Source organism: Pseudomonas frederiksbergensis (genome assembly GCF_003732665.1).
GTDB classification, from domain to species: Bacteria; Pseudomonadota; Gammaproteobacteria; order Pseudomonadales; family Pseudomonadaceae; genus Aquipseudomonas; species Aquipseudomonas frederiksbergensis_G.
Window position 1 is genome coordinate 229,621 of sequence record NZ_MOBP01000006.1, and the last position, 12,698, is coordinate 242,318.

Here is a 12,698-nt window from a genome sequence, read left to right on the forward strand (position 1 = left end):
ACAAAGTCATTGGTGATTGTAGTTAATGACAATTAGTTCGCTGATTTGTTTGCGCCGTTCGTCGCTTTGAGCGTGGCCAGTTCTGCCTGCAATTGCGCCACCTGCGCTTCTAACTGCTCGACCCGCTGCATTGCCTTGACCTGGACGGTCACATCTTTTTGTACACCGACTATGTAGGTTTGTCCGTCGCTTTCGTTTTTAACCGTCGAAAGGGACAGCTCGTTCCAGAACGGAGTGCCGTCCTTGCGATAGTTACGCAGCACTTCCCGACATGAGTCACCGCTGTCCAGTGCCTGGCGAATCAGCCCCAGCGCCTCTTGATCGCGATCGCCGGATTGCAGGAAGCGGCAGTCCTGGTAGAGGATTTCTTCGCTGGTGTAACCGGTCATGCGTTCGAAGGCCGGGTTGACGTAAATCAGGATGTTGTCTTGCTCGCCTTCCTTCTCGGCAATCACGATGCCGTCATTGGAAGCGTTGATCACCATCTGCAGCAGTTGAGCGTTGATCATCAGAGAATCCTTTCCAAGTTGATTGAGGGCTGCATTTTAGAAGAACAATAAACGCTGTCTACTGGCCGTCAGCCCTTATTGAGAGTCAATCGCAGGTTTTTTGCCGGTGCTGTTAATATCGCCGTCTTTTATAGCTTCAGGATCAGATTGATGAAAGTCGCCATCCTTTCCGGCTCGGTGTACGGCACGGCTGAAGAAGTCGCCCGGCACGCCGCGAATATTTTGAAAGCCGCCGGTTTCGAGACCTGGCATAACCCCCGCGCCAGCCTGGCTGACGTGCAATCGTTCGGCCCCGAAGCCTTCCTGGCCGTGACCTCGACCACGGGCATGGGCGAATTGCCGGACAACCTGCAACCGTTGTACTCGATGATCCGTGACCAATTGCCTGCCGCCTGGCGTGGCTTGCCCGGCGCGGTGATCGGCCTGGGCGACGCGAGTTATGGCGATACCTTCTGCGGCGGTGGCGAGCAGATGCGCGAATTGTTCGCCGAGCTGGGGCTGCGTGAAGTGCTGCCGATGCTGCGCCTGGATGCCAGTGAAAGCGTCACGCCGGAAACCGACGCCGAGCCTTGGCTGGCGGAGCTGGTCACGAAGCTGCAGGGCTGACCGGACGCTCGCGCAGCAGGGCAAGCCAGGCCTGGGCGGCTTTCGACAGGTACGCGCCCTGACGCCAGATAAAGGCAATGTCCCAGCGCAAATAGGCCGGCGCGTTCAAGGTCAGGCGCACCACGCCTGGGCGCACCAGCCCCCGCGCTACAACGCTGGGCAACAGCACGACGCCTTGCCCGGCGGCCACCAGCGCTGCGAGAAAATCCGCCTGGCCGCTGCGCCCACCTTCCCTGGGCGTAAATCCCATCTGCTGGCAGGCTTGAAGCAAACGGTCATTGAGCACAAAGCTGCGCTGGTACAGCAGGAACGGCGTATCGGCCAACTCCTCCAGGCCAATCACCGTTTTTTTCGCCAACGGATGATCAGCCGGCAACAGCGCATCCAGCGGTTCGTCGCAGAACGGCTGAAAGGCGAATTGCGGATCCTTCGGCAGCAGGCTGCCACCCAGTTCCAGTTCCCCGCTCAACACCGCTTGCTCGATATTCAGGCTGCCGCCTTCGAGCAATTGAATGCTGATGTTCGGGTAGCGCCGCCGGTATTCGGCGAACAGGCTGGCGAACAACGCGTCACTGCCCAGTAAGGGCAAACCGAGGCGCAACTCCCCTCGGGCCAATTGGCTCAAGTCGTCCAATTCAACGAGCAGTTCATTGCGCAGACGCAGCATGGTTTCGGCCCGTTGCAGCACCACGCTGCCGGCGGCGGTCAGGCGCAACTGCGAGCCCAGGCGTTCGAGCAGCGGGGTGCCGAGGCTTTGCTCAAGCTGTGCGACTTGCTTGCTGACCGCCGATTGACTGATGTGCAAGGTCTTGGCCGCTTGGGTAAAACCGCCCTGGCGCATCACTTCGATGAAGCTGCGTAGCTGTTTGAATTCCATGTGCAGGATTCCAATCTGGAATGGCGTTGAGTCTAACAATTCGCTTCGGGGATAACAGTGCGCTCCGTAAAATGAGCGCCTGTGAGGACCGAAACCATGAAATCAACCACCTTTAGATACCTGTCGCGACTGATCGCCGAGCTGGCCGTGTTGCTGGCCATCTACCTGCTCGGCTGCCAAGTGGCCGTGTGGCTTTCCTGGCCGATTCCGGGAGGGGTGATTGGCATGGCGTTGTTGTTGCTGGCGTTCGCCTTCGGTTGGGTTAAACCCGCTGCGTTGCAGATGGGCGCCGGGTTGTTGATGGCCGAGATGCTGTTGTTCTTTATCCCGGCATTGATGAGCCTGCTCGATTACGGCGGTCTGCTGCGCGACGACGGCTGGCGGATTCTGCTGGTGATCGGCGTCAGCACGTTGATGGTGATGCTGGTCACGGCGTTTACCGTGGAGCTGGTGGTGCGGTTGCGCAGACCCCATGAAGCTTGAACTGATGCCCATGTTCTGGCTGGCTTTCACGCTGCTGGCCTATCTGTTCAGCCGCTGGATCTACCGGCGCACGGGCCGCTATTTATTGTCGCCGCTGATTCTGGTCCCGGCCTTGCTGCTGGCCCTTGCCGTGCCGCTGCACACCGCGTACGCCGAATATTCGAGCAACACCCATTGGCTGATGCTGGTGCTGGGGCCGGTGACTGTCGCCTTCGCGGTGCCGATCTGGCAGCAGCGGCAGATGTTGGCGCGGCACTGGTCGGCGTTGCTGCTCGGGATGCTGGCGGGCAGTGCGGCGTCCATCGGCAGTTCGTTCGGGCTGGCCAAGGCGCTGGCGCTGGACAGCTCGGTGACGATGTCATTGGTGCCGCGTTCGATTACCACACCATTCGCCATGCCACTGGCCCACGACCTCGGCGGCGTGCCGGAATTGACCGCAGTGTTTGTGATGTTCACCGGGGTGTTCGGTGCGATGCTCGGCGGCATCCTGCTCAAGTGGTTGCCCTTGCGCAGCGCGCTGGCACGGGGGGCGTTGTTTGGCGTTGGAGCCCATGGCGCCGGGGTCAGCCGAGCCCATGAAGTAGGCGGTGAAGAAGGTTCGGTGGCGGGGTTGGTCATGGTGCTGACGGGGTTGCTGAACCTGTTTGCAGCACCCTTGTTGGCGTCGATCCTTTGACATGGATCCAAGCTTCGTGCCGCGCTGACTCGCTCGGCCATCAAGCTGGCTGCCAATGCAACTACACGATCTTCGAGGGGTGACTAGACTGCTGACACATGAGCAAAAATAATAAAAACCAGGAGGTTCCTGCCGTGAGTGTCACCCCCGTCCAATCCCCCGCCAGTGTCAAAGACCAGGTCAGTGCCGCCGAATGGCAGACCCGCGTCGATCTCGCCGCCTGTTATCGCCTGGTCGCACTGCATGGTTGGGATGACCTGATCTTTACCCATATCTCGGCCAAGGTGCCGGGCACCGAAGACTTCCTGATCAACCCGTTCGGGCTGATGTTCCACGAGATTACGGCGTCGAGCCTGGTCAAGGTCGATCAGGCCGGTAACAAGCTGATGGACAGCCCCTACGAGATCAATCCGGCGGGCTACACCATCCACAGCGCCGTGCACGAAGTGCGTCACGACGTGGTCTGCGTGCTGCATACCCACACCGCTGCCGGTGTTGCAGTGTCGGCACAGAAACAGGGCATCCTGCCGATCAGCCAGCAGTCCTTGTTCGTGCTGTCGAGCCTGGCTTATCACGCCTACGAAGGCGTGGCGCTCAACCACGAAGAGAAGGCGCGACTGCAAGCCGACCTCGGCGAAAACAATTTCCTGATGCTGCACAACCACGGCCTGCTGACCTGCGGCGGCACCATCGCCGACACCTTCTTGATGATGTTCACCTTCCAGCGTGCCTGCGATATCCAGGTGCTCGCACAAAACGGTGGCGCCGAGCTGATCGCCATCGAACCGCAGATTCTGGCGGGCGCCAAGGCGATGATCGCCGGCGTCACCAAAAGTGCTCAAGGGATGGGCGGCATGCTGGCTTGGCCGGCGTTGCTGCGCAAACTCGATAAACAAGACCCGGGTTATAAACTCTAATGCCACTCGCCGAGATCCCCCTGTGTGTCTGGCGCAAACGCGGCCAGACCTTCGTATTCCGTGGCCAGGCCATCCGTTACTGGACGGCCGGGCAGGGTGAGCCGCTGTTGCTGATCCACGGCTTTCCGACCGCCAGTTGGGACTGGCATTACCTGTGGCAGCCGCTCGCGCAGCGCTATCGGGTGATTGCCTGCGACATGCTCGGCTTCGGCGATTCGGCCAAACCGGTGAACCACGAATACAGCCTGCTGGAACAAGCCGATTTGCAGCAGGCGTTGCTGGCGCATCTGAACGTCGAGCAGCCGGTGCATCTGCTGGCCCACGATTACGGCGACAGCGTCGCCCAGGAATTGCTGGCCCGGCATCACGAAGCGCAGGTGAATATCGCCAGTTGCGTGTTCCTCAACGGTGGCCTGTTCCCTGAAACCCATCGGCCGCTGCTGACGCAAAAACTCCTGCTCAGCCCCTTGGGCTGGATGATTGGCCGTGCCTTTACCCGAGACGCGCTGGTGAAAAACTTCCGGCAGATTTTTGGTCCGCAGTCCCGGCCTACCGAAAGTGAAATGGATGATTTCTGGAGCCTGATCGATAGCAACCACGGGCCCCGGGTCATGCATAAATTGATCGGCTATATTCCGGAGCGACGTGTGCAGCGTGATCGTTGGATCAGCGCGATGCAGAGCACTGAGGTGCCGTTGCGGGTGATCGATGGCGAGGTCGATCCGATTTCCGGCGCGCACATGGTCGAGCGTTATCGGGAGCTGATTCCTAATCCCGACACGGTGTTGCTGCCCGGCATTGGTCACTACCCGCAAACCGAAGCGCCGGTGCAGGTGCTCAAGCACTACCTTGAGTTTCGTGATCGGCTGGTGTCGGCGCCGCTCAAGCGGGCGTGTTCCTGACCCCAATCCCTGTAGGAGCGAAGCTTGCTCGCGAAGACGGCGGCACATCCAACGATGATGTTGGCTGACACGACGCTTTCGCGAGCAAGCTTTGCTCCTACAGGTTCCACAGCATTCACCTCATCATCCCCCAACCTTATCGCACACCATTCAGCCCCCTCGTCTTGATTGTGACCCGCCGCCCCGTGCCTGACACTCGAGGTCATCGTCCCTTAGGCCTGCTGGAGTCCCCCCATGAATGAGTCTGTGCGCTTCGAAGATAAAGTCGTGATCATCACCGGCGCTGGCGGTGGCCTCGGGCGGGCCCATGCGTTGCTGTTCGCCAAACAGGGCGCAAAAGTGCTGGTCAACGACCTTGGCGGCACAGCTCAGGGTGAAGGTGCCAATGCGTCGGCGGCAGATCGTGTGGTCGCCGAGATCCGAGAGGCCGGCGGCACCGCCGAGGCCAACCACGACTCCGTTACCGACGGCGACAAACTCGTACAAAACGCCCTCGACGTGTTTGGCCGTGTCGATGTGGTGGTCAACAATGCGGGCATCCTGCGGGATAAGACCTTCCACAAAATGGACGACGCCGACTGGGACCTGGTTTACCGCGTCCACGTCGAAGGCGCCTACAAAGTCACCCGCGCGGCATGGCCGCATATGCGTGAACAAAACTACGGCCGCGTGATCTTCACCGCCTCGACCTCGGGCATCTACGGCAACTTCGGCCAGTCCAACTACGGCATGGCCAAACTCGGCCTCTACGGCCTGACCCGCACCCTGGCCATCGAAGGTCGCAAGAACAACATCCTGGTCAACGCCATCGCCCCCACCGGCGGCACCCGCATGACCGAAGGCCTGATCCCGCCGCAAGTGTTCGAACAACTCAAGCCGGAACTGGTCAGCCCGTTGGTGGTGTACCTGGCCAGCGAGAACTGCCAGGAAACTTCAGGGCTGTTTGAAGTCGGTGGCGGCTGGATGGGCAAGGTGCGTTGGGAGCGTAGTCTGGGCGCCGGGTTTGATCCGCGTGTGGGGTTCTCGCCGGAAGATGTGGCAGCGCATTGGCAGCAAATTTGTGATTTCGAAGGGGCGGCGCATCCGAAGGACAATATTGAAGCGTTGAAGGAAATGATGGGGAATTTGCAGAAGTATTCCCTATAAGGAATTGTCCGCATCAAGCCGCTGGGGCGCAGCGGCCTGGCGCCTGAACTCAGGTGTATCTTTTTTCAGTTACAAATTTTGGTTCTTTCCAGTTTGGACCTTTGATGGCTACAGGGCCTTCACCGTTAGCCAAAATGCCTTCGTCGAAAAGCTGTGCATAGGTTTTCAACAGCTCTCCATTTGCGATGACCTCAAAGCGATAACGACCGATCATCCTATCGAGCGAAGGATAGGCGAGGCCGATGCCGAACGCGGTCAGAATGTCTGTAATGGCTTCGTTTTTTACGATTTGCTCAATGGTCGTCATTGGAATTCTCCTTTGAGAAGATCTTTGTATATGCGGTCGATCTGATTGTTCGCAGCATCGAGCGCCTCTTCGGAGTACAGCAGTGCATCGCTACTACCTAGTCTATAGTCTTCCAGTGTTGCCGTATGAGCGTTGTTCCATTGCGGCGAACCTCCTTCGGGCTTGAAGTCATCAGCAAGTTCCATTGCCCGGAACCTCTCCAATTCCCTTAATTCATGGGTGTAGTAACGCTGGTCCGTCTCTGTAATCTCCAAGTAGCCTCCAAGGATTTTTTCAAGACGGTCAATCATGATGTCGTTGGCGTCAGATTGGTCGAGTCGAGCAATGTGCAATTTGACTGCATCAATACCTCCCCGAGTGATCACTGCTGTTCTCCAATTCAAATCAATTATCGGTCCGCCTGCCCGATCTGGATTAAAAGCGCGTCCGCTGTATTTCCCCGTAGTAGTGGCGCCTTCATAAGGACTGCTAAACACCACATACAGCGGCGGAATACCCGACTCCACTGGAAAAACAGTGACAAAACCACCAAAGCTATATCGATCGAACTCCGGGAATGCATCTGTCCTTCCTTCAAGAGCCGTTAAGGTCGTACCGTCGTAAACAGCAATGTTTGGCTCCATTACCGGTAAGGTTGTGGACGCGTTGTCAGGCCTGACTATGGGCGTCCAGGTCATGCCGATAGAGGGGGCGTCCGGGTTGTAGGACCTATAGACATTCTGGATTGGATCGAACGTGGCGAGTCGGACGGGTACTCCGTCGGGCACAGTGGTGCTGTTCGTAGCTGCGACAAAGAGCTCGGTTGTATTCCCCGCCGTTCTGGAACCGATAGCAACCGGCAGCCTGACGCGCCCATTGGCCGCGGCAACGGAACGCAGGTCATCAAGATGCTCGGGTGTGAAATACGAGAGCGGGATGCTAAGGGCCTGGAGACTGCTGGGCTCGTAGTCCGAGAGTGACAGGCTCCAGGCATGGAGATTGTCGGGCACTAGATCCGAGAGTGGGACATTCAATTCACGACTTTCGCCGTTACCCAGCGGCGAGGGAAATAACAGCGCCGCAAATCCGACAATGATCGCGGAGCTCGCCGTAGTCACGGCGGCTACCCCGGTTTGCAGAGCTGTCCTGACTGCTTGGGTCGTAGCAGCACTCGTTGCGAGACGACCTGTTGCCAAGGTAAACACCGGACCCGCTGCCGCCGACGAACCGGATACGGGAAATGGCCGACTGGTTTCCCATGCCTTGAACATCGCAACCATCGCCATGATTCTTGCGAGCTCTTGCGCTTCCTTCGCTTCGCGGGCCTTTTCAGCTTCCCGTTCAATCTCGGCTTGCGCTTCAAGACGCACCTGTTCGTCGGCGACTTGCTGCGCGGCCGCTTCGGCTGCAATTCGTGCCTGTTCCGCCGCCACTCGTTGCGCTTCGGCCAATGCGACCAAGCGTGCCTGTTCGGCAGCGACTTGCTGCGCGGCAGCTTCAGCTGCAATTCGTGCCTGTTCCGCCGCCACTCGTTGCGCTTCGGCCAGTGCGACCAAGCGTGCCTGTTCGGCAGCGACTTGCTGTGCGGCAGCTTCAGCTGCAACCCGTGCTTGTTCGACCGCCACTCGTTGCGCCTCGGCCAGCGCAGCCAGGCGTGTCTGCTCTCGGGCACGGGCTGCGGCTTGCTCGTTGATGCGCGCCAATTCGGCAGCAGCCCGCTGGGCTTCCTGTTCCGCCGCCAATCGCGCCTGATCATCGGCCTGCACAGCGGCCAGCCACTTGTTAATTTCGACTTGTTGCTGGTTGAGTATTTGGATTGATTGCGACAGCAACTTTGCATCATGGGCGGCTCTGTACGCGCTTTCCCATTTCTGGCTGGCTATTCCATCCGGCGTCGTGACTCTGCCAAAAGATTTCGACTTGCCCAGGAAGTCACGGGTACTTTTATTGATTGGGTCCGAGCCATAGAACGCATGGGCCAAGGCGACTTGAACGTTAAGTGCAGCCGTTTTACGCAAGAGCAAAGTGTTGCGTACCTGCAACTCCCTTTGGATAGCTGCCGCAGGAGGAAGTGTATGATTTGTTCCTTCCACTCGCACCGCAGCCAATTCATTTTCGATGGTGTGAGGCAAGTTCTGTAGTTTTACGGTGTATTCGTTTTGTACGGCCTGGGTCGTAATGTTCAATTTTTCGACCGTCAGGTTCCAGAGATGGTCGTAAATTGGCTGCATGGTGGCGGGGCCTGCCGGTGAAAAACCCCTACCGGATCTGTCGCTGAAGCCTCCACCGATAGAGTCTATTCCTGGTTTGGGTCGGCCCCCAACATAAGTAGCCGGGAGATTTATACGTCCGTGTTGGTCATCCATGAGTAACGTTCTCTGTATTAACTCGCTTTAATATGTTTGGAGTGATCACGATTCCAATTGATACAGTCAGTGTCAACTTTGGTTGATCTGTTTGGATTCTACTGCTGTGTTTGAAAACTTGGGTCCGAGAGTGTCGTAGGCTGTTTCTTTGTTGGCATTAGGAAGAGTGACGCGAGTGAGATATTGATCAAAAACTTGTCAGAAAAACTACTTCAATGTGTATGTCATTTCTGATTTGCTTTCAGCGCACTTAAATCCCAGGCATAAAAAAGGCCGCTGCAAACGCAGCGGCCGAAGTAAGACGTGGATCAAGGAGCAATAAATCAACGTCAGTGTACTCAGGGCGATGACTCGAAATACGTTTCGACTCATCTGAAATCTTGCGTGAAAGACCTGGGGTTCAACACAGGCCATCGCGTCGTGCTTTGCGGCGGTTTCCCGTGAAAGCCCGGCAAGAATAAGGGTTTGAGCCCAAAGGAAAAATAGCGAATCCAGACATGCACTGTTACAGGGCGTGTAACAGTGCGCCTGCACCTCGCCAATGCGTCTATCCATTCCCCTGATAACCCTTCATCCAGCCCGTCCATGCCTGGCGCAAAACCCCGCCCCATGCGGGCATTCATCCTTTGGAGGTACAACGCGAATACCTCCTTGGTGCGCTTATCGCTCCCGGTGCGCGGCAGTAGGGTGGGGCCTTCTGTCACTCACCGGGGAAGACGCATGACAAAAACAACAATGCGCGCCATCTTCACGCCGCAGGCGCTTGCCGCTGCGGTGGCTTTGGGTTGCTGCGCACAGGCCCAGGCCGTTGCATTCAATATCGGGGAAATCGAGGGCACGTTCGATTCTTCGCTGTCCGTCGGCGCGAGCTGGGGCATGCGCGATGCGGACAAATCCTTGGTGGGCACCGTGAATGGCGGCACCGGCCAGTCGTCCACCGGTGACGACGGGCGACTGAACTTCAAGAAGGGCGAAACCTTCTCCAAAATCGTCAAAGGCATCCACGACCTCGAGCTGAAATACGGCGACACCGGTGTGTTCGTGCGCGGCAAGTATTGGTACGACTTCGAACTCAAGGACGAGGACCGCGAGTTCAAACAGATCAGCGACAGCGGTCGCAAGGAGGGCGCGAAGTCCTCCGGTGCACAGATTCTCGACGCCTTCATCTACCACAACTACTCGATCGCCGATTTGCCGGGCACCGTGCGTGCCGGCAAGCAGGTGGTCAGTTGGGGTGAAAGTACCTTCATCGGCAACTCGATCAACAGCATCAACCCGATCGACGTGTCCGCGTTTCGTCGTCCCGGCGCGGAGATCAAGGAAGGCTTGATCCCGGTGAACATGTTGTTTGGCTCCCAGGGCCTGACCGACCAACTCACCGTGGAAGGCTTCTATCAACTGGAATGGGACCAGACCGTTCTCGACAACTGCGGCACCTACTTCGGTGTCGACGTGGCGGCGGACGGTTGCAACAACAATTACAGCGTCGGCAGCCCGGCGATTGCCCCATTGGCACCGCTGGCGGCAGCGTTCGGCCAGCCGATCCAGGTCACCCGTGAAGGCGTGATCGTGCCCCGTGGCGGCGACCGCGATGCGCGGGATTCGGGGCAATGGGGCACGGCGTTGCGCTGGCTCGGCGACGATACCGAGTACGGTCTGTACTTCATGAACTACCACAGCCGTACCCCGACGGTAGGCACCGTCACGGCCGGCGCGTCGACCCTGGCCAGTCTGCCGGGCATGGTCGGCATCGCCAACCAACTGGCACCTGGCAGCGGTTCGGGCCTGGCGCAAAGCGTGATGCTCGGTCGCGGCCAGTATTACCTCGAATACCCGGAAGACATCCGCCTGTACGGTGCGAGTTTTTCCACCACCTTGCCCACCGGCACCGCGTGGACCGGCGAGATCAGCTACCGGCCCAACGCCCCGGTGCAGGTCAACACCAATGACCTGACCCTGGCCTTGCTCAACCCGATCGCCGGCGGCACCGCATCGCCGATCGCCAGCGCGCCGGGCGCCGACAACAAAGGCTATCGCCGTAAGGAAGTGACCCAGATCCAGAGCACCCTGACCCACTTCTTCGATCAGGTGCTGGGCGCCGAGCGCTTGACCCTGGTCGGTGAAGCGGCGGTGGTGCGGGTCGGTGGCCTGGAGTCGCGGACCAAGCTGCGTTATGGCCGCGACTCGGTCTACGGCCAATACGGTTTCGGCGGCGACACCGACGGCTTCGTCACCTCGACCTCATGGGGCTATCGCGCCCGGGCGATCCTCGATTACGCCAACGTGATCGGCGGCATCAACCTCAAGCCCAACTTGTCCTGGTCCCATGACGTCAGCGGTTACGGCCCCAACGGGCTATTCAACGAAGGCGCCAAGGCGATCAGCGTCGGGGTCGATGCCGACTACCGCAACACCTACACCGCGAGCCTGAGTTACACCGACTTTTTCGGCGGGGACTACAACACCCTGACTGACCGCGACTTCCTGGCGCTGAGCTTCGGCGTGAACTTCTGATCTGGCTGAGAAGGATGATTTAGATGCGCAAAATGATTCTGCAATGTGGCGTCCTGGCCCTGAGCCTGTTGGCCGCCAACGTGATGGCAGCGGTGTCGCCGCAAGAAGCCGAAAAACTCGGCACCACCCTCACGCCACTGGGCGCGGAGAAGGCCGGCAACGCCGACGGCTCGATCCCGGCCTGGACCGGCGGCATCCCGAAAAACGCCGGGGCGGTGGACAGCAAAGGCTTCCTGGCTGACCCGTTCGCCAACGAAAAACCGCTGTTTGTGATCACCCCGGCCACCGTCGACAAGTACAAGGACAAACTCTCCGAAGGCCAGGTGGCGATGTTCAAGCGCTACCCGGAAACCTACAAAATTCCGGTCTACCCGACTCACCGCACTGTCGCGGTGCCGCCGGAAATCTACGAGTCGGCCAAGCGCAGCGCGTTGAACGTGACCAGCATCAACGACGGTAACGGCCTTTCCAACTTCACCGGCAATCGTTACTACGCGTTCCCGATTCCAAAGAATGGCGTGGAGGTGCTGTGGAATCACATCACCCGTTATCACGGCGGCAACCTCAAGCGCATCATCACCCAGGTGACCCCGCAAACGAATGGCAGCTACACGCCGATCCGCTTTGAAGAAGAGATCGCCGTGCCGCAACTGATGAAGGACCTGGACCCGGAAAAAGCCGCCAACGTGCTGACCTTCTTTAAGCAATCGGTAACAGCTCCTGCACGCCTGGCGGGTAACGTGCTGCTGGTTCACGAAACGCTGGATCAGGTGAAGGAGCCGCGCCTGGCGTGGATCTACAACGCCGGCCAGCGTCGCGTACGGCGTGCGCCGCAAGTGGCCTATGACGGCCCGGGCACCGCCGCTGACGGCCTGCGCACCTCCGACAACTTCGACATGTTCTCCGGTGCACCGGATCGCTACGACTGGAAACTGATCGGCAAGAAGGAAATGTACATTCCGTACAACAGCTACAAACTCGACTCGCCGAGCCTCAAGTACGACGACATCATCAAGGCCGGGCACATCAACCAGGACCTGACTCGCTATGAACTGCACCGGGTCTGGGAAGTGGTCGGCACGGTCAAGCCGAGCGAGCGGCACATCTACGCCAAGCGCCACATGTACATCGACGAAGACAGTTGGCAAGTGGCGCTGGTGGACCACTACGACGGTCGCGGTCAACTGTGGCGCGTGGCCGAAGGTCACGCCCAGTACTACTACGATCACCAGGCCCAGGCCTACACCCTTGAAGCGCTCTACGACATCATCGCCGGCCGCTACATCGCCCTGGGGATGAAGAACGAAGAGAAGCACAGCTTTGAATTCGGCTTCGAAGCCAAGGCTGCGGACTACACACCATCAGCGTTGCGCGCCGAGGGCGTTCGCTAACGAATCACCACCATCCCCCTGTGGG

The 12,698-nt window shown here is 58.9% G+C and carries 12 protein-coding genes; 8 read left to right on the top strand and 4 right to left on the bottom strand.

Going from position 1 to position 12,698, the window contains the following annotated elements; all coding sequences use genetic code 11:
* Positions 1 to 32 precede the first annotated feature (32 nt).
* Positions 33 to 509, bottom strand: coding sequence for a PAS domain-containing protein (locus tag BK665_RS10970; protein WP_123405354.1), 477 nt, complete (start codon positions 507 to 509; stop codon positions 33 to 35).
* Between the two features lie 150 nt (positions 510 to 659).
* Here BK665_RS10970 and BK665_RS10975 point away from each other — a divergent pair, with 150 nt between their 5' ends.
* Complete coding sequence (locus BK665_RS10975; protein WP_123405356.1) at positions 660 to 1,115, top strand: flavodoxin; 456 nt, start codon at positions 660 to 662, stop codon at positions 1,113 to 1,115.
* Here the strand turns inward: BK665_RS10975 and BK665_RS10980 are convergent.
* Positions 1,096 to 1,992: a LysR family transcriptional regulator gene (locus BK665_RS10980; RefSeq protein ID WP_123405358.1), complete on the bottom strand. Its 897-nt coding sequence runs from the start codon at positions 1,990 to 1,992 to the stop codon at positions 1,096 to 1,098. The genes BK665_RS10975 and BK665_RS10980 overlap by 20 nt on opposite strands.
* 96 nt (positions 1,993 to 2,088) lie before the next feature.
* On the opposite strand from BK665_RS10980, the gene BK665_RS10985 reads away from it, so the two are divergent.
* The 5 genes from BK665_RS10985 (at position 2,089) to BK665_RS11005 (ending at position 6,116) form a co-directional block, all read left to right on the top strand.
* Positions 2,089 to 2,475 (top strand): CidA/LrgA family protein, encoded by a 387-nt coding sequence (locus tag BK665_RS10985; RefSeq protein ID WP_123405360.1) that lies wholly within the window; start codon positions 2,089 to 2,091, stop codon positions 2,473 to 2,475.
* Entirely contained in the window at positions 2,465 to 3,151 is a 687-nt protein-coding gene (locus BK665_RS10990) for an LrgB family protein (RefSeq protein ID WP_123405362.1), read from the top strand. The genes BK665_RS10985 and BK665_RS10990 overlap by 11 nt, the downstream gene beginning before the upstream one ends.
* A gap of 98 nt (positions 3,152 to 3,249) precedes the next feature.
* Positions 3,250 to 4,068, top strand: coding sequence for a class II aldolase/adducin family protein (locus BK665_RS10995; RefSeq protein ID WP_185076494.1), 819 nt, complete (start codon positions 3,250 to 3,252; stop codon positions 4,066 to 4,068).
* Entirely contained in the window at positions 4,068 to 4,970 is a 903-nt protein-coding gene (locus BK665_RS11000; protein WP_123405366.1) for an alpha/beta fold hydrolase, read from the top strand. The genes BK665_RS10995 and BK665_RS11000 overlap by 1 nt, the downstream gene beginning before the upstream one ends.
* Before the next feature lie 234 nt (positions 4,971 to 5,204).
* Positions 5,205 to 6,116 (top strand): SDR family oxidoreductase, encoded by a 912-nt coding sequence (locus BK665_RS11005; RefSeq protein WP_123405368.1) that lies wholly within the window; start codon positions 5,205 to 5,207, stop codon positions 6,114 to 6,116.
* A 49-nt stretch (positions 6,117 to 6,165) separates the two neighbouring features.
* Here BK665_RS11005 and BK665_RS11010 read toward each other — a convergent pair whose 3' ends face one another.
* Positions 6,166 to 6,423, bottom strand: coding sequence for an immunity protein (locus BK665_RS11010; RefSeq protein ID WP_123405370.1), 258 nt, complete (start codon positions 6,421 to 6,423; stop codon positions 6,166 to 6,168).
* Positions 6,420 to 8,633: an S-type pyocin domain-containing protein gene (locus tag BK665_RS11015; RefSeq protein WP_259699595.1), complete on the bottom strand. Its 2,214-nt coding sequence runs from the start codon at positions 8,631 to 8,633 to the stop codon at positions 6,420 to 6,422. The genes BK665_RS11010 and BK665_RS11015 overlap by 4 nt, the downstream gene beginning before the upstream one ends.
* An 855-nt stretch (positions 8,634 to 9,488) precedes the next feature.
* Between BK665_RS11015 and BK665_RS11025 the strand changes: the two genes are divergently transcribed.
* Positions 9,489 to 11,282, top strand: coding sequence for a DUF1302 domain-containing protein (locus BK665_RS11025; protein ID WP_123405376.1), 1,794 nt, complete (start codon positions 9,489 to 9,491; stop codon positions 11,280 to 11,282).
* 23 nt (positions 11,283 to 11,305) lie between these two features.
* On the top strand, positions 11,306 to 12,673 hold the full coding sequence (locus BK665_RS11030) for a DUF1329 domain-containing protein (protein WP_123405378.1): 1,368 nt from the start codon (positions 11,306 to 11,308) through the stop codon (positions 12,671 to 12,673).
* Positions 12,674 to 12,698: the final 25 nt, after the last annotated feature.